Source organism: Microbacterium arabinogalactanolyticum (assembly GCF_030268005.1).
GTDB classification, from domain to species: domain Bacteria; phylum Actinomycetota; class Actinomycetes; order Actinomycetales; family Microbacteriaceae; genus Microbacterium; species Microbacterium arabinogalactanolyticum.
This window is the reverse complement of sequence record NZ_BRZC01000007.1, coordinates 579841-595553: the sequence shown is the minus strand read 5'-3', so window position 1 is coordinate 595553 and position 15713 is coordinate 579841. Positions and strand designations below refer to the sequence as shown.

Genomic DNA, 15713 nt, shown 5'->3' with positions numbered 1-15713 from the left:
CTCCTGCCCCCCCGGCTGCTGCTGAGATGAAGCCCCTGACCCCGCCGCGAGCGGTGCGGCGGGTTCAGGGAGCCAGTTCGGCGACCAGCGTCTCGACGCGCGAGCGGATCTCGTCGCGGATCACGCGCACCGACTCGATGCTCTGGCCGGCCGGGTCGTCGAGCTGCCAGTCCTCGTAGCGCTTGCCGGGGAAGATCGGGCATGCGTCGCCGCAGCCCATCGTGATCACGACGTCGGCCTGCTTCACGGCATCGATCGTCAGCAGCTTCGGGGTGCCGGTCGTGATGTCGATCCCGGCCTCCGACATGGCCTGCACGGCCACGGGGTTGATCGCGTCCTTCGGCTCGGAGCCGGCCGAGCGCACATCGATGCGGTCGCCGGCGATCGCCTGCAGGAAGCCCGCGGCCATCTGCGAGCGCCCGGCGTTGTGCACGCAGACGAAGAGCACGGTGGGGTGGTCGGTCACGATGTCTTCTCCTTGAGGGACGGTGCAGGGAACAGGGCGACGGTGAGCAGGATCCCGATCGCGCCGCCGATCAACTGCGCCGCGAGGAAGAACGCGGCCGAGAGCGGGGCGATCCCGGCGAAGGTGTCGGAGAAGATACGGCCGAGGGTGACGGCCGGATTCGCGAACGCCGTCGAGCTGGTGAACCAGTATGCGGCGCCGATGTAGGCGCCGACTGCGCAGGCGATGACGGGCAGACTGTGCGCGGCACGGACCATTCCGACGACCAGCAGCGTCAGTCCTGCCGTGGCGACGACCTCGCCGAGGAGGGTTGCGGCCGTTGCGCGCTCGTGCAGCGCGACCGCGGCCGGCGTCTCGAACATCGCGTTCGCCAGCAGTGCACCGCCGATCCCGCCGACAAGCTGGGCGGCGATGTAGGTCACCGCTCCTGCGCGGTCCTTCGCTGCTGCGCCGTCGCGTCGGAGCAGCGAATCCGCGATGGTGATCACCGGGTTGAAATGCGCGCCCGAAACCGGGCCGAGCAGCACGATCAGCACCGCCAGGCCCAGCGCCGTCGCGATCGAGTTCTCCAGCAGGCGCAATCCGTGGTCGCTGCTGAGTCGTTCCGCGGCGATGCCTGAGCCGACGACGACGGCGACGAGCAGGCCGGTGCCGAGGAGCTCGGCGGCCGCGCGACGGGGCAGAGGTGTGTGGTTCATGACGAGATCATCTTGACGGATTCCATTAGCTCAGTCAAGATTGAGGCAATGAATGATGAGCAGATTCTCGCCCTCGAGGCGCGGGCGCGCCGTCACGCCGCGCTCGCCGATTCCGCCCGGCTGCGCGTGGTCGACCTGCTCTCAGCCGGCGACCTCTCGCCCACCGAGCTCCGCACGCGGATCGGGATGACGTCGAATCTGCTCGCGCATCATCTCAACGTGCTCGAGCGCGAGGGGATCGTCTCCCGAGGCCGCTCCGAGGGCGATGGGCGTCGTTCGTACGTCCGACTCGACCCGTCGGCGCTGTCCGGTCTGGTCCCGCTCAGCACCATCGACGCGACCCGCGTCGTGTTCATCTGCACGGCGAACTCCGCTCGCTCTCAGCTGGCCCGAGCGATCTGGAACGGGAACAGCCCTGTGCCCGCCGTGAGTGCGGGCACGCATCCGGCTCAGCGCGTCGCCCCGGGAGCCGTCCAGGTGGCTGCTCGTCACGGACTCGACCTCAGCGACGCCGTCCCGGCGAGCGCGGACGGCGTCGTCGCCGCCTCCGATCTGATCATCACCGTGTGCGACCGCGCCCACGAGGAGTACCCCGCGACGGCGCTGCACTGGTCGGTTCCCGATCCGGTGCGGGGAGGCACATCAGAGGCCTTCGACGCGGCTTTCGCCGAACTGCAGAGCCGGGTCGAACGGCTCGCGCCACGGGTCCGCCTGGCGGCTTGACCCTGGCGCGATGAGCGGACCTCGGCGTCTGGACCTCAGCCGGCGAAGAACGCCCGCGCCACGCGGGAGAGGTCGTAGAGGTCGCCGACGCCGGCGAGCTCGCGGGCGGAGTGCATCGACAGGATCGGGATGCCGATGTCGACCGTGCGGATGCCCAGACGCGTCGCGGTGATCGGGCCGATGGTCGAGCCGCACGGCACCGCGTTGTTCGACACGAACTCCTGGTAGCCGACCCCGGCGCTCTCGCACCAGCCCGCCCAGGCCGCGGCGCCCACGGCGTCGGTCGCGTAGCGCTGGTTGGCGTTGATCTTCAGGATCGGGCCGGAGCCCAGCAGCGGCTGCACCACCGGGTCGTGCTTGTGGGCGAAGTTCGGGTGCACCGAGTGGCCGACGTCGCTGGACAGGTGCCACGACGCCGCCAGCGCACGGCGCTGGTGGATGGCATCCGCTCCGAACGAGGCGTACAGCCGGACGAGCACGTCCTCCAGGAAGGGGCCGGCGGCGCCGGAGCGCGATGCCGAGCCCAGCTCCTCGTGGTCGAACGCGGCGAGCACCGGGATCTGCTTCGACATGCTCAGCGCCCCATCTGCCATCGCCTCCGACGCCTCGATCAGGGCGACGACGCCGGCGTGCACCGACGCGAGGTCGTCCAGGCGGCCGGATGCGAAGAACGCGTCGTCCTTGCCGAACACGGCGCCGCGCGCGGCATCCGCCACCACCGCGTCGTACCCGCGGATCTCCGAGGCGTCGACGCCCGCGGCGGCGGCCAGCTCGCCGAGGATGTCGGCGGATGCGGCGTCGCCGAGCCCCCACACGGGCTGCGTGCCGGTCTGCTTGTCGAGGGAGAAGCCCTCGTTCGCGCTGCGGTCGAGGTGGATCGCCAGCTGAGGCAGGCGCAGCAGCGGACCCGTCGCGGCGAGCACCACGCGGCCGTCCGCCAGCGCCAGGCGGCCGGCGAGCCGCAGCTCCCGGTCGAGCCACGAGTTCAGCAGGGGGCCGCCGTACACCTCCACCGCGGCCTGCAGCCAGCCGTGCGAGCCGGTGGTGGGCTTGGGCTTGAGCTTGAGACCGGGGGAGTCGGTGTGCGCGCCCAGCACGTGCACGGGCGTGGTGGCCGTGGCATCCGACGGCACGACCCAGCCGATGGCGGCGCCGTCGCGCACGACGACGAAGCGGCCGCCGGCCTGCGTCGGCCACGCGTCGGTCTCATCGAGCCGCGCGAATCCGGCCTGCTGCAGTCGCCGCGCGACCTCCTCGGCCGCGTGGTAGCTCGACGGCGAGGCGGCGACGAAATCCGCGAGATCAGAGGCGTGGGCGAGGGCGGCAGGACTGACGGGCATGCCTTCGATGCTAGTCGGGGCGCGCCGGGTCGGCCCGGCAGGCCCCGCCGGTCGCGTTAGGGTGGACGGGACAGCGCCTAGGGTTCCGGGACGCACCGCTCCACTCGAGCGGAGTCCGGCTGGTCCGAGCGGCGCCACGTGCGGCCGTCGGCCGGGCGTCATCTGAACGGACAAAAGCCTGGAGGACCCGTTCGTCGCGCCCGCGACGGGCAGAAGGGTCTCGGATGCCGGTCATCGCCATCGTCCTGGCGCTCAGCGCCGCCGTCGCGCACGCCGCCTGGAACGTCGTCGCACACAACGTCAGCCGCGCGGGGGTGCCGTTCCTGTGGTGGGGAGCCCTCGCCAGCACGGTCATCTGGATCGGGGTCATCCCCTTCACCGGTGGACTCGGCACCGACGACCTCGCCGGCTTCGCACTCGGCGTCGCGGTCTCCTCCGTGCTGCACGTGCTGTACATGTCGGTGCTGCAGCGGGGCTATCAGGCCGGCGACCTGTCGACCGTCTACGCGACGGCGCGGGGGAGCGGCCCGTTCCTCTCGGTGATCATCGCGATGCTGCTGCTCGGCGAACGGCCGTCGGTGGTCGCGCTCGTGGGCGTCGCGCTGGTCATCGCGGGTGTCGTGGCCGTCGGCATCGTCGGCCGCACGGCATCCGCCGGTGCCCGCCGCGGCCTCGACCCCGCGGTGCTGTTCGGTCTGCTCACCGGCGTGATGATCGCGACCTACACGATCTGGGATGCGCACGCGGTGCGCGAGTGGAGCCTGTCGCCGGTGGCGTTCATGGTGGGCACGACGCTCGCGCAGCTGCCGTTCTACAGTGTCGGCGTGCGGGGGCGCTGGGGCGCGGTGCTCGATTTCGGCAGGCGGGAATGGCGGCGCATCCTGGCCTTCGGCATCCTCTCGCCGCTGTCGTACATCCTGGTGCTGCAGGCCATCACGATCGCGCCCGTGGCGCTGATCGCACCGCTGCGCGAGGTGAGCGTGGTGCTGGTGAGCCTGTTCGGCGCCTTCGTGCTGCGCGAGTCACGGCCCGCCTGGCGGGTGGCGGCATCCGTCGTCGTGGTCGCGGGGATCGTGCTGCTCGCGTTCTGAGGGCGAGCGGGCGGATGCCGCGGGCGGCGCGTCAGCGGAAGTCGACGAGCCCGGCGTGGGCGGCGGTGACCAGGATCTGCACGCGGTCACGCACCTGCCACTTCGACATGATGCGGCCCAGGTGAGCCTTGACCGTGCCCTCCGAGACGATGAGCGACTGGGCGATCTCGGCGTTGGACATGCCCTGGGCCAGGCGCTCCAGCACCTCCGACTCCCGATCGGTCAAGGGTTCGAGCGCCTCGCCCGCGCCGGCGGCCGGCTCGGTGCTGCGCACGTGCTTGACCAGCAGCGAGGCGATCCGCGGGGACAGCGAGCTCGCGCCGCTGTGCACCTCCCGCACGCCCTCCAGGATGCTCTCGGCGCTGGAGTCCTTGAGCAGGTAGCCGGATGCCCCCGCGCTCAGCATCGGCAGCACGGTGTCGCTGCCGTCGAGCGTGGTGACGGCCAGCACGCGGACTTCGGGCCAGCGCTCGGCGATCGCGGCGGTGGCCTCGATGCCGTTCATCTCGGGCATCTGCACGTCCATCATCACGACGTCGGGACGGTCGTGCTCGAGGAACTCGAGCGCCTCGCGGCCGCTCTCGGCCTGACCGATCACCGTGACGTCGGAGCCGCGTGAGACGAAGTGCGAGAGCGCCGACCGGACCAGCGGGTCGTCATCGACGATCAGGACGCGTATTTCCGACATGGAGGAAGCCTAACCGGAGGGGAGAGCCACGGACGCGATGTGGACTTTCGGCCATTCAACTCTGGTCGCAGGTGCGATGTGTTTCAGCTCATTCACCGAGAAGATCAATAGGTACCTGGCCAAAAGACCTAAAAGTGGAGGTGAATCAGATGTCCTTCTGGGAGCAGCTTGCCCGCCTCTTCGGTGCTATCCGCTGATTGTAACTCGGAGGATAGGAGATACTTGACCCATGCCGTTCGTCCGAACGACCCGGGATGATCCCCGCATCCTCCACCTCAGCCGAGGTGAGCGTCTGAACACCGTCGAGCGCATCGTCATGCTCGTGTTTCTCGTCGTGGTGTCAGGCGTCGATATCGTCGGCCTGATCTTCACGCCGGGCATGGATCCGGTCGGCGTCGCGTTCAGCGTCGCCGCCACCGCGGTGTTCGTGCTCTACCTGTGGTGGCCGCCTGTCGCGACCATCTTGCTGGGCTGCGTCTTCATCCTTTCCTTCTTCGTCGGCAAGGACTCCTCGGTGCTGTTCGCCGCGGCGATCGCGGCGGGTCTGGTGATGCGGCTCGGATCGACAGCGCTCGTGCTGTCCTACCTCGGCGGGTTCCTCGTGGCCACCGCCGCTGTCGCGTACGGCGATCACCGCGTTCCCGTGAACGTCGGGGTCTACCTCATCGTCGCCACCGTCGCTGGAGCCGTCGGCTACGCGCTGCGACTCGCATCCGCACGAGGGCGCACTCTCGAGTCGCGCCTCGCGGAGAGTGCGGAGCAGGAACGCCAGGCGGTTCTCGCCGAACGGCGCTGGATCGCCGGGGAACTGCACGACAGCATCGCCCACCACCTCACCGTCGTCGCCCTGCACGTGCAGATGCTCGACGACCCGACCGTCAGCGCCGCCTCCCAGGAGGCCATCCGCGTCGCCGCACGCAAGGCGATGACCGACCTCCGCTTCGTGATCGAGCTCGCCGATGACGGGCCCCGCGAGACCGCCGTGCAGACCGGTGACCTGGGCGAGGCGATCGACGAGGCCCGTGCCGAGATCGAGGCGGCCGGCCATGACGTGGTCGTCACCGGCGATTCGCTCGACGAGCGCATCCCGCGCATTGCGGACATCGTGTTCGCCCGCATCGTCCGGGAGTCGGCGACCAACATCCTCAAGCACGCCGGGGCCGGGCAGGTGCGGATGGAGATCCAGGTCGACGACGAGCACGCGACGCTCACCATCCTCAGCCCGCTGCCGTCGACGCCGCGGCGCGACCTGCCCTCCAGCGGCACCGGCTTGAACCGCATGGCCGAGCGCGTGATCGGCGCGAGCGGCGAGTTCAGCGCGGGGGAGACGGGCGGTCTCTGGCAGGTCCACACCCGGATGCCGCTTTCCTGAGCCCTGTCGTCGCCGGTCCAGAACTAGACGAAAGTCCATATAGGTCTCGCCTTTCGGACCTATATATCGGTTGGAAGCGGGTCATATCCTGGGATCTCCCCAGATAAGCGTCCCCAGCGCTTAAACAAGGCGCTTCCCCAGCGCCGCGATCGCGAGCGCGATTTTCATAGGCTTCAGTACCACGCGCTCGCGATCGCATCTGGTTAACGGACCTTTCAGCGCGGTGGTGCTGCCACTCATCAGCCGACGTCCGTCCGCACTCCGGGTCGTCCGTCAGAGGATGCTGATGATCAGGTGCATCCCCTCGGCCGCAGCCCGCTTGTGGACCAGGCAGAGCGTCGTGAACGCCGCGGAGAGCTCCCGTCGCAGGGCGTCGTCATCGCCGTCCCAGATGCGCGGGTACAGTCCGGCCTCGCTGAACGCGGTGAAGTCGGCGGCGGCGAGGAGCGCATCCACGTCGACGGCGTCCAGAGCGGCGATGATCGGGGCCAGCTCATCCTGCTCGGTGCAACCGATGAAGTCGTCCGAGTCGAACACGTGCACGCCGACGACGGCCTCGCTGAGAGGGGAGTCGTCGATGGGCGTGGATGCCGAGACGCCGGTCAGGAGGAAATGCAGTCCGTCCCAGAGCTTGTCGAGGTAGATCGTCGAGCCCTCGCGCAGCTCCAGACGTTCGAGCTCGTCCACGAGATGCTCCGGAGCGGACTCGACGAGTCGATCGAGCGTCTGCTCATCCACCAGCGTGTATGCGGCCTGTATGCCCATCAGGTGTCCTAACCGCCGACGGCGCGAAGATACTGGCCGTCGGCCGAGATCCCGGACGCGGCGACCGTGAACCTCACCACCTCGCTGAGATAGCGGTCCTCGGAGGCCTCGAAGACGCGGCCGTCGGCATCCCGGGAGATCCGGCTGAGCCGCAGGATGGGGGAACCGGTCGGCACGCGCAGCAGCGCGGCATCCTGCTCGTCGGCGGCCACCGCGTCGATCTCATGCTGCAGGCCGACGATCGGATGCCCGTGGGCGGCGAGGTGCTCGGTGATGGAGATCGCGTCGAGGTCTGCCTGCAGCAGCAGCCGGCCGACGTCCTCGCGATACGAGAGCCGCTCGAGCATGGTCGGCCTGCCGTCCAGCAGGCGCAGCCTGATCACGCTCACGATGGTGTCGTCGGGGGAGACCTCCAGTGCGGAGGCCCGCTCCGCCCCGGCCCGACGCAGGCTGATCTCCTGCGTGACCGCCCCCGGCGTCACGCCCAGCTCGCGCGCCCAGCGCGTGAACGGCACCGACACGTCGACCGCCTGATCGGCCTTCTTGGACACCACGCGCGCAGGGCGTCCGCGATGGGTCTGGATCAGGCCCTCGGCCCGGAGCGTCGCGAGCGCGTTGCGGATCGGCCCGCGCGAGGTGCGCCACCGCTCGGCCAGCTCGGCCTCTGTCGGCACGTCGTCGCCGGGACGCAGCGCCCCCGATGAGATCTGTGCGCGGAGGTCGTCGGCGATCTGGGAGTAGACAGCTTCAGCCACATAGGCATACTACTTGGCATCGACCGCTCGGGGCGGTCAATTCGCGCGGAGTTAACCCGGAAGAACCCTTGGTGAACGGGCGCTGAACAGTCCCAAGATAGGTACATTTCTCGGCATCCGGGCTGTCAGAGTTTCAGTCGGACACCTTCCCGACACCCCTGAAAGGTCCTCATGAAGCTTCGTGCTCTCCCCGCCGTCGCCGGCGCCGTCCTGCTGGCTCTCGGCCTCGCCGCCTGCTCCGGCTCCGCCGGCGCGGCCCCCGGAAGCGACGCTCCCAGCGACGCGAAGTCCGGCTACGCGATCGATGAGAACACCCTCGTCTTCGGCGTCGTCCCCGACTCGGTCGACACCGAGACCAACTACCAGCCGCTGATGGACTACATCGCCAAGGAGACCGGCAAGAAGGTCGAGTACCACGAGTCGACCGACTACGCCGCGCTCATCGAGGCCTCGATCGCGGGCAAGGTCGACGTCGCCTCCTTCTCGGGCTTCACGTACATCACCGCCACGAACAACGGCGCGAAGCTCACCCCGATCTCCTCGATCGTCACCAAGGAGGGCCAGGAGCCCGGCTACTACTCGATGGCCATCGCCCCCAAGGACTCGGCGATCAGCACCATCGAGGACTTCAAGGGCAAGAAGGTCTGCTTCGTGGACCCGTCCTCGACCTCGGGGTATCTGTTCCCGACCTACAACCTCATCAAGGCCGGCATCGACCCCGAGAAGGACATCACCCCCGTCTTCGCGGGCAAGCACGACGTCAGTGTCACCAAGACCGGTGAGGGCACGGAGTGCGAGGCGGGCTTCGCAGAGGACAGCGAGGTCGCCAAGTCCGACAAGGTCAAGGTCATCGCCAAGACCATGGTCCCCGGCGCGCCCCTCGTGTACGCGAACGGCCTGCCCGACGACGTGAAGAAGAAGCTGGTCGACTCGCTCGCCGAGATCACCATCGACGACATCATCAAGGCCGGCATCACCAGCGCCGACTCCGACGCGTTCCGCGCGACCTTCTACGCCACCAAGCCGGTCGACGACAAGTACTACGACGTCATCCGCGACATCTGCAAGCAGACCAACGCCAAGCAGTGCAAGGCCTGATCTGATCCGACCAGCCGGGCGCAGCACCCTGCGCCCGGCTGGTCGTCATCGATCGAGGCGGCGCAGCCGCAGATCCGAACCGAAAGAGATTGTCATGAGCACCGAGCCGGTCATCCGCATCGAATCCCTCACCAAGCGCTTCGACTCCACCACCGCTCTCTCCGACGTGGACCTCACCGTCGGACGCGGCGAGATCGTCGTGCTGCTGGGCCTCTCCGGCTCGGGCAAGTCCACGCTGCTGCGGCACATCGACGCCCTCGAGATCCCCACGTCCGGCAGCGTCAGCGTGCTCGGCGAGCAGGTGCCGGCCCTGCGCGGCAAGGCGCTGCGCCGGCTGCGCAGCCGCGTCGGCTTCATCTTCCAGCAGTTCGAGCTGGTGGGCTCGCTCACCGTGCTCGAGAACGTGCTGTCCGGCTCGCTCGCCGGGCTCCGCGGCCCACGGCTCGGGCTGTTCTCGTACTCCCGGGCGCACAAGCTGCGCGCCCTCGGCCACCTCGACCGCGTGGGGCTGCTCGACCGTGCCTATCAGCGCGCCGACACCCTCTCCGGGGGTCAGCAGCAGCGCGTGGCCATCGCCCGCGCGCTCATGCAGAACCCGCAGGTGCTGCTCGCCGACGAGCCGGTCGCCTCGCTCGACCCCGAGTCGAGCTCGCAGGTGATGGCGCTCATCCGCGAGATCGCCGCCGACGACGGGCTCACGGTGCTGTGCAGCCTGCACCAGGTCGACCTCGCGATCGACTGGGCCGACCGCATCGTGGGCCTGCGTCACGGCCAGGTCGTGCTCGACACCGACACCTCCGGGCTCGACAAGGCGCAGGTCATGGAGATCTACGGTCGCGTCGCCACCAGCACCGGCGAGATCCAGGCCATGGAGACCGAGCTCATGATCGCGGAGCCGGTCGCATGACATCTCTTCTCGAGCGCTCCGGGGGCCCTTCGACGGGTTCCGGGAGCCAGGGCGGTGCGGATGCCGAGCTGCAGGCGCGCGCGCCGCGCCGGCGCCTGAGCCCCGAGCGCATCAGCGCGAGCATCACCCTGCTGGTGATCGCGGGCCTCGCCGTCGTCTCGCTGCGCGACATCGACATCAGCTTCGCGGGCGTGGCCGACAGCCTCGGCAACGCCGAGCGCTTCTTCACCCGCGTCGGCGGCCTGAGCTTCCCCGAGCCCGGCGAACTGCTGCAGCAGACCGTGCTCACGGTGGGCCTGGTCCTCACCGGCACCCTGCTGGCAGCCGCGCTCTCAGTGCCGATCGCGTACCTCGCCGCATCCAACACCACGCCGCATCCGGCGCTGCGCGCCCTCGCCCGCTTCATCGGCGTCTTCACCCGCGCGCTGCCCGATGTGGTGCTGGCCATGGTGTTCGTGCTCATGTTCTCGCTCGGCACGCTCCCGGGCATCCTGGCCATCGGCATCCACTCGATCGGCATGATCTCGAAGATGTTCGCGGACGCGATCGAGCAGATCGACGAGGGGCCGCGTCTGGCCATCCGCGCCGCCGGCGGTACGCGGATGCAGGAGTTCACCACCGGCGTGCTGCCGCAGGTGCTTCCCAGCTGGGTCGCCACCGTGCTGCACCGCAACGACATCAACCTGCGCGGTTCGGTGGTGCTCGGCTATGTGGGCGTCGCGGGACTGGGTCTGGAGATGTCGCACGCCTTCAAGTCGCTGGACTACGGCCTCGGTCTCGGCATCGCGCTGGTCATCTTCGTGCTGTGCGTGGTGATGGAGATCATCTCCAGCGCCGTGCGCGTGGCGATGCTGGGCGAGAAGGATGCCGGCAGGGGCATGTTCGTGCGGCTCTTCTCGCGTCGGTCGCAGGCTGCGCCGACGGGGGACGCGGTGGGCGCACGTCGGTACGACACCGTCGAGCAGGCGCTGCGCCGTCCGTGGACTCCGCAGCGCGTGCGCAACACCATGGCCGGCTGGATCGCGGTCGCCGTGGTCGTGGCATCCGCCGTGGTCAGCGACATCGTCTGGGGCGATCTGCTCACCTTCTGGAGCAAGGTGCCCGCGGTCGCGGCGCAGTTCTGGCCGCCGGACTTCGGCAACTACGGCTTCGCGGTGATCGGCGCGGCGATGCTCGACACGGTGAAGATCGCCCTCGCCGCCACCCTCATCACGTTCGTGCTCTCGCTGGTGATCGGATCGCTCGCGGCGCGCAACGTCGCCCCGAACCGCGGCGTGCAGGGCGGCTTCCGGCTGCTGCTGGTGATCATCCGCGGCATCCCCGAGCTGATCCTCGCGATCGTGCTGATCATCATCACCGGCCTCGGCCCGCAGGCGGGGACCATCGCCCTCGCCATCGGCGGCATCGGCCTGCTCGGCAAGCTCATCGCCGACTCCTTCGAGGAGGTGCCACGAGGGCCAGAGCGCGCGCTGCTCGCCACCGGGGCCACCCGTCTGCAGATGTATGCGGCGGCGACCTTCCCGCAGGGCTCGCGTGCGCTCATCGGGCACACGTTCTACATGCTCGACACCAACGTGCGCGCGGCGACCCTGCTCGGCATCGTCGGCGGCGGCGGGGTCGGCTACTACCTGCTCAACGCCGGCCAGGGCTCGAACTACCCGCTCGTGGCCAGCATCGTGATCATGATCCTGGTGACCGTGCTCGCGCTCGAGGGCCTGGCGATGTGGATGCGGAAGGTGTTCGCATGAGCGCGGGCAGCGCCGACGTCGTCGTGATCGGCTCGGGCATCGTCGGGCTGGGCGCCGCGTATGCGGCGGTCCGCCGCGGCCTGAGCGTGATCGTCGTGGACCGGACGGATGCCCCGGTCGGGGCCAGCATCCGCAACTTCGGTCACCTGTGCATCGGGGCGCAGACCGGCGTCGCCCGGCGTCACGCCGACACGGCACGGGAGCTGTGGCTGCAACTGTCGCGGGAGGCCGGCTTCTGGCTGCGCGAGTCCGGCACCCTGATCGCCGCCCGGCACGCCGACGAGCTCGCCGTGCTGGAGTCGGCGGCGTCCGACGGCGGCATCCGGATGCTGGAGACCGCGCACCTGCTCGCCCTGGCCCCGGTGCGGCCCGAGGGCGTGCTCGGTGGCGCACTGATCGAGCCCGATCTGCAGGTGAACCCGCGCGAGGCCGCGACGGCGATCGTGCGGCGCCTGGCATCCCTGGGCGTCGAGTTCCGCTTCCGCACCGCCGCCACCGGCGTCGCGACCGGCCGGGTCGACACCACCCGCGGTTCGATCGGGGCCGGCACTGTCGTCGTTGCGGTGAATCACGACATCGACCAGCTGCTGCCGGAAGCTGCCGAGCGCATCGGCATCCAGCGCTGCGCACTGGACATGATGCGCGTGGTCGCCGACCTGCCCGCCCCGCTGACCGCACCGCTGCTCACCGGCTGGTCGTTGGTGCGCTACGGGCGCTTCGCGGAGGTGCCCGAGACCGCGGCCCTTCGCGCCCGGCTGCACGCCGAGCGTCCCGAGCTCGCCGCGCTCGACCTGAACCAGATGTACACGCAGCTGCCGGACGGGTCGCTGATCCTCGGCGACTCGCACGCGAAGGCCGTGCAGCCCGGACCGTTCCAGCCAGAAGGGGCCTTCGAGGCATTCCTCGACGAGGCATGCGAGCTGTTCCAGGCCGACCGCTTCCGGGTGCTGGAGCGCTGGCAGGGCGTCTACGCCTCGGGGCCGGAGGAGTTCCTCGACGAACGCCCCGCCGACGGTGTCCTGGCGCTCGCCGCCACCACCGGCATCGGCATGACCTGCGGACTGGGCCTTGCCGAGTCCGCCCTTTCCGCCCACTTCCAGGAGGCACTCGCATGACCGCAATCGAACTCGTCGTCTTCGACATGGCAGGCACCACCGTCCGCGACGACGGCGTGGTGGAGCAGGCGTTCCAGCGCGCGGCGGAGCGCACGGGCGTGGCGGACCGGATGCCGTGGGAGGACGCGCTGCAGCACGTGCGCGACACCATGGGCCAGTCCAAGATCGAGGTGTTCCTGCACCTCGCCGACGGCGACCGCCCCGCGGCAGAGCGGGCGACGGCTGCGTTCGAGGCCGCCTATGACGAACTGATCGCCGAGCAGGGCGCCGAGGAGATCCCCGGCGCTCGCGAGACCATCGAGCAGCTGCGCGATGCGGGCCTGAAGGTGGCGCTGACGACGGGCTTCGCCCCGGTCACCCGCGACGCGCTGATCGATGCGCTCGGCTGGCGCGACCTGGTCGACGTGGCGCTGTCTCCGGTGGACGCCGGCCGTGGCCGCCCGCACCCCGACCTCGTGCTCACCGCGCTGCTGCGCACGGGTGCGTCCTCCGTGCAGGCCGTCGCGGTCGCGGGCGACACCGCGAGCGACGTGCAGTCGGGCCGCCGCGCGGGTGCCGGCTTCGTCGCCGGCGTGCTGAGCGGCGCGCACGACCGCGCGACCCTCAGCGGGGCGGGAGCGGATGCCGTGCTCTCCAGCGTGGTCGACCTGCGTGACGCGCTCGCCGAGCGAGGCCTCCTCGCCCTGATCCCCTCTGCGTGACCGTGGACGTCACCCTGGAGGCAGCACCGGCGCTGCCCCGCAGGCCGCTCGCCGAGCGGGATGCGGAGCCGCGGACGGACGTCGTGCTGCGCCCGTGCGCGGTCGCGATGGCGTTCCTCGGGCCGGGGCATCCGCATGAGGAGATCGCCGTTCCCGGTGTCGCGCTCGCCGCGCACGACGTGCTCGTCGCGATCGAGCTGTCCACCGTGTGCGGGTCGGACGTGCACACGGTGCAGGGCCGCCGTCCTGCTCCGGTGCCGGTCGTGCTGGGCCACGAGAGCGTCGGACGGGTGATGGCGATCGGTGCCGGGGGAGCGGATGCCGCCGACGGCACGCCCCTGCAGATCGGCGACCGCGTCGTGTGGTCGGTGATCGTGTCGTGCGGGCGGTGCGACCGATGCCGCGCGGGCCTCACTCAGAAGTGCCGCGAGCTGGGCAAGTACGGCCACGAGCGGATCGCTCCGCACCGCGAGCTCACCGGCGGCTTCGCCAGTCACGCGCAGCTGCGGGAGGGCACCGTGATCGTGCGGGTGCCCGAGACGCTGCCGGCCGCCGTGCTGGCTCCTGCGTCCTGCGCGACCGCCACCGCGATCGCGGCGGTGCGCAGCGGTGCCGCGGGCCGCGACCTGGACGGGATCCGCGTGCGCGTGCACGGTGCGGGCCTGGTCGGTCTGACGGCGGCGGCGATCGCCGCCTCGGCGGGCGCGGTCGTGGAGGTGCGCGACCCCAACCCCGCACGGAGGGCACTGGCCGCCCGCTTCGGCGCGGTGGCGGATGCCGGGGATCGCGAGCCGGACATCGTGATCGAGGCATCCGGCCATGCCGTCACCGACGCCATCGAGGGCGTCGCGGTGGGCGGGACCGCGGTGCTCGTGGGTTCGGTGTTCCCCGCCGATCCCGTTCCGCTCGACGCCGAGTCCGTCGTGCGCCGGCTGGTCACGGTGACCGGCGTGCACAACTACACCGGGCGGGACCTGTCCGACGCGGTCTCGTTCCTCGCCGGTCCCGGTCGCGTGCACCCGTTCGCGGACGTGGTCAGCGCCGTGCACCCGCTCTCCGAGCTCGACCGCGCGCTCGCCGCGGCATCCGCCCCCGACGCGCCGCTGCGCATCGCCGTCGCCGCCCGCTGAGTCGCGCCGACCCGCCTCACGCCGGCAGCGGGTACCTGCGGCGCAGCAGCGCGCGCTGCACCAGCGTCCAGGTGACCGTCACCACCAGGTAGAGCGCGGCGGCGAGCGGCACGAACACGGCGAACACCGCGGTCAGGTAGTGCAGGGCGTTCATCGTGCTCTCCATGCCCGGCACCGCCAGCGGCCCCTCATCCGGCACCTGCGCGGGGAACACCCGTCGGGTGATGTCGGCGATGACCACGATGATCAGCAGCGCCACCGCCCACACGATCACGGTGGCCGCGTCGATGCCGGTGCCGATCGCCCCGAGCAGCGAGGTGCCGAGCGGGGCGCCGAACAGGTCGTGGCTCAGCAGCGCGTTCGCGTGCCCGGCGATCTCGGGACGCAGGAACAGGGTGTACAGGATGCCGACGACAGCGGCCTGCACGAGCAGCGGCAGGCATCCGGCGAACGGCGAGGCCTTCTCATCGCGGTACAGCGCCATGGTCTCGCGCTGCAGCCTCTCGCGGTCCTTGCCGTGCTTCTGCTGCAGCTCCCGCATCCTGGGGGCGAGGCGGGCGCGCATCTGCTCGGCCTTCGCCTGCGAGACGCCGACGGGGATGAGGCAGGTGCGCACGAGCAGCGTCACGAGAACGACGGCGAGTGCGGCCGCCGCGGCGCCGGCGAACGGTTCGAGCAGGTGCGAGAGGGAGAGCAGTGCGGTGTAGGCGCCGTCCAGGAGGAGGGCGAGAGGCGGGAAGGCGAAGATGTCCATGGTGTCCGTTCGTGGTCGCGGGAGGTCGGCGGATGCCGCGGTCTCCCGCTGCGGACGCTCAGGGCGTCGGCGGGGTCACGCGGCGAACGCGGCTCCCGGGGCTCGCGGACGCGGATGCCCCGCCGCATCCGGATCGCTCTGCGCGAGCAGGGCGGACACGTCGATGGCGCGTCTTGGATGCGGCACGGAATGGATGCCGAAGATCGGCCGGACCAGCGCCAGGGCGATCGCGAGCACGGCGACCGCGATGAGCACCGCGGCGATGCCCAGCATCCCGCCCGCCGAGGTCCCGGCCGGAAGGGGCACCACGCGCAGCGCGGTCAGCAGCAGCTGCAGCAGCGTCTGGATCATGGCCGTCCCCC

General features: G+C 70.5%; 17 protein-coding genes. 9 read left to right on the top strand and 8 right to left on the bottom strand.

The annotated features are described in order from the left end of the window. Nucleotides 1-64: 64 nt before the first annotated feature. Entirely contained in the window at nt 65-466 is a 402-nt protein-coding gene (locus MIAR_RS14465; protein WP_285637442.1) for an arsenate reductase ArsC, read from the bottom strand. After that, nucleotides 463-1164 (bottom strand): aquaporin, encoded by a 702-nt coding sequence (locus MIAR_RS14460; protein WP_285637440.1) that lies wholly within the window; start codon nt 1162-1164, stop codon nt 463-465. Before MIAR_RS14460 ends, MIAR_RS14465 begins: the two co-directional genes overlap by 4 nt. Nucleotides 1165-1212: 48 nt before the next feature. Between MIAR_RS14460 and MIAR_RS14455 the strand changes: the two genes are divergently transcribed. Beyond that, nucleotides 1213-1887 (top strand): arsenate reductase/protein-tyrosine-phosphatase family protein, encoded by a 675-nt coding sequence (locus MIAR_RS14455; RefSeq protein WP_285637437.1) that lies wholly within the window; start codon nt 1213-1215, stop codon nt 1885-1887. 35 nt (nt 1888-1922) lie between these two features. Here the strand turns inward: MIAR_RS14455 and MIAR_RS14450 are convergent, their stop codons facing one another. After that, on the bottom strand, nt 1923-3227 hold the full coding sequence (locus tag MIAR_RS14450; RefSeq protein ID WP_285637434.1) for a M18 family aminopeptidase: 1305 nt from the start codon (nt 3225-3227) through the stop codon (nt 1923-1925). 224 nt (nt 3228-3451) lie between these two features. Here MIAR_RS14450 and MIAR_RS14445 point away from each other — a divergent pair, with 224 nt between their 5' ends. After that, nucleotides 3452-4318 carry an EamA family transporter gene (locus tag MIAR_RS14445; protein WP_285637431.1) on the top strand — a complete coding sequence of 289 codons (867 nt, stop codon included), beginning with the start codon at nt 3452-3454 and terminating at the stop codon, nt 4316-4318. A 31-nt stretch (nt 4319-4349) separates the two neighbouring features. On the opposite strand, the gene MIAR_RS14440 is transcribed toward MIAR_RS14445, so the two are convergent. Then, entirely contained in the window at nt 4350-5006 is a 657-nt protein-coding gene (locus tag MIAR_RS14440; RefSeq protein ID WP_285637427.1) for a response regulator, read from the bottom strand. Between the two features lie 229 nt (nt 5007-5235). Between MIAR_RS14440 and MIAR_RS14435 the strand changes: the two genes are divergently transcribed. Further along, nucleotides 5236-6378: a sensor histidine kinase gene (locus tag MIAR_RS14435; protein WP_285637424.1), complete on the top strand. Its 1143-nt coding sequence runs from the start codon at nt 5236-5238 to the stop codon at nt 6376-6378. A 273-nt stretch (nt 6379-6651) separates the two neighbouring features. Here MIAR_RS14435 and MIAR_RS14430 read toward each other — a convergent pair whose 3' ends face one another. Both MIAR_RS14430 and MIAR_RS14425 read right to left on the bottom strand, forming a co-directional pair. Then, nucleotides 6652-7143: a YfbM family protein gene (locus MIAR_RS14430; RefSeq protein ID WP_285637422.1), complete on the bottom strand. Its 492-nt coding sequence runs from the start codon at nt 7141-7143 to the stop codon at nt 6652-6654. A gap of 8 nt (nt 7144-7151) precedes the next feature. Next, nucleotides 7152-7898, bottom strand: coding sequence for a GntR family transcriptional regulator (locus MIAR_RS14425; protein ID WP_285637419.1), 747 nt, complete (start codon nt 7896-7898; stop codon nt 7152-7154). Nucleotides 7899-8069: 171 nt separating this feature from the next. On the opposite strand from MIAR_RS14425, the gene MIAR_RS14420 reads away from it, so the two are divergent. The 6 genes from MIAR_RS14420 to MIAR_RS14395 all read left to right on the top strand — a co-directional run bounded on the left by MIAR_RS14420 (nt 8070) and on the right by MIAR_RS14395 (nt 14597). Further along, nucleotides 8070-8996 carry a phosphate/phosphite/phosphonate ABC transporter substrate-binding protein gene (locus MIAR_RS14420; protein ID WP_285637416.1) on the top strand — a complete coding sequence of 309 codons (927 nt, stop codon included), beginning with the start codon at nt 8070-8072 and terminating at the stop codon, nt 8994-8996. A gap of 94 nt (nt 8997-9090) precedes the next feature. Continuing rightward, complete coding sequence (gene phnC, locus MIAR_RS14415; RefSeq protein WP_285637413.1) at nt 9091-9903, top strand: phosphonate ABC transporter ATP-binding protein; 813 nt, start codon at nt 9091-9093, stop codon at nt 9901-9903. After that, nucleotides 9900-11651, top strand: coding sequence for a phosphonate ABC transporter, permease protein PhnE (phnE, locus tag MIAR_RS14410; protein ID WP_285637410.1), 1752 nt, complete (start codon nt 9900-9902; stop codon nt 11649-11651). Before phnC ends, phnE begins: the two co-directional genes overlap by 4 nt. Further along, nucleotides 11648-12766, top strand: coding sequence for a TIGR03364 family FAD-dependent oxidoreductase (locus MIAR_RS14405; RefSeq protein ID WP_285637407.1), 1119 nt, complete (start codon nt 11648-11650; stop codon nt 12764-12766). The genes phnE and MIAR_RS14405 overlap by 4 nt, the downstream gene beginning before the upstream one ends. Next, the gene (locus MIAR_RS14400; protein ID WP_285637404.1) at nt 12763-13467 is read left to right on the top strand and encodes a phosphonatase-like hydrolase; all 705 of its coding nucleotides are present in this window, start codon (nt 12763-12765) and stop codon (nt 13465-13467) included. Before MIAR_RS14405 ends, MIAR_RS14400 begins: the two co-directional genes overlap by 4 nt. Continuing rightward, nucleotides 13464-14597, top strand: coding sequence for an alcohol dehydrogenase catalytic domain-containing protein (locus MIAR_RS14395; protein WP_285637401.1), 1134 nt, complete (start codon nt 13464-13466; stop codon nt 14595-14597). The genes MIAR_RS14400 and MIAR_RS14395 overlap by 4 nt, the downstream gene beginning before the upstream one ends. Before the next feature lie 16 nt (nt 14598-14613). Here the strand turns inward: MIAR_RS14395 and MIAR_RS14390 are convergent, their stop codons facing one another. Both MIAR_RS14390 and MIAR_RS14385 read right to left on the bottom strand, forming a co-directional pair. Then, complete coding sequence (locus MIAR_RS14390; protein ID WP_285637398.1) at nt 14614-15351, bottom strand: YidC/Oxa1 family membrane protein insertase; 738 nt, start codon at nt 15349-15351, stop codon at nt 14614-14616. Nucleotides 15352-15426: 75 nt separating this feature from the next. After that, complete coding sequence (locus tag MIAR_RS14385; protein WP_285637395.1) at nt 15427-15702, bottom strand: DUF6412 domain-containing protein; 276 nt, start codon at nt 15700-15702, stop codon at nt 15427-15429. Nucleotides 15703-15713 lie beyond the last annotated feature (11 nt).

Bases quoted from the DNA above. Each gene is read 5' to 3' on its own strand.
- MIAR_RS14460 (WP_285637440.1), bottom strand. From the start codon at position 1,164: ATGAACCACACACCTCTGCCCCGTCGCGCGGCCGCCGAGCTCCTCGGC.
- MIAR_RS14455 (WP_285637437.1), top strand. From the start codon at position 1,213: ATGAATGATGAGCAGATTCTCGCCCTCGAGGCGCGGGCGCGCCGTCAC.
- MIAR_RS14450 (WP_285637434.1), bottom strand. From the start codon at position 3,227: ATGCCCGTCAGTCCTGCCGCCCTCGCCCACGCCTCTGATCTCGCGGAT.
- MIAR_RS14445 (WP_285637431.1), top strand. From the start codon at position 3,452: ATGCCGGTCATCGCCATCGTCCTGGCGCTCAGCGCCGCCGTCGCGCAC.
- MIAR_RS14440 (WP_285637427.1), bottom strand. From the start codon at position 5,006: ATGTCGGAAATACGCGTCCTGATCGTCGATGACGACCCGCTGGTCCGG.
- MIAR_RS14435 (WP_285637424.1), top strand. From the start codon at position 5,236: ATGCCGTTCGTCCGAACGACCCGGGATGATCCCCGCATCCTCCACCTC.
- MIAR_RS14430 (WP_285637422.1), bottom strand. From the start codon at position 7,143: ATGGGCATACAGGCCGCATACACGCTGGTGGATGAGCAGACGCTCGAT.
- MIAR_RS14420 (WP_285637416.1), top strand. From the start codon at position 8,070: ATGAAGCTTCGTGCTCTCCCCGCCGTCGCCGGCGCCGTCCTGCTGGCT.
- phnC (WP_285637413.1), top strand. From the start codon at position 9,091: ATGAGCACCGAGCCGGTCATCCGCATCGAATCCCTCACCAAGCGCTTC.
- phnE (WP_285637410.1), top strand. From the start codon at position 9,900: ATGACATCTCTTCTCGAGCGCTCCGGGGGCCCTTCGACGGGTTCCGGG.
- MIAR_RS14405 (WP_285637407.1), top strand. From the start codon at position 11,648: ATGAGCGCGGGCAGCGCCGACGTCGTCGTGATCGGCTCGGGCATCGTC.
- MIAR_RS14400 (WP_285637404.1), top strand. From the start codon at position 12,763: ATGACCGCAATCGAACTCGTCGTCTTCGACATGGCAGGCACCACCGTC.
- MIAR_RS14390 (WP_285637398.1), bottom strand. From the start codon at position 15,351: ATGGACATCTTCGCCTTCCCGCCTCTCGCCCTCCTCCTGGACGGCGCC.
- MIAR_RS14385 (WP_285637395.1), bottom strand. From the start codon at position 15,702: ATGATCCAGACGCTGCTGCAGCTGCTGCTGACCGCGCTGCGCGTGGTG.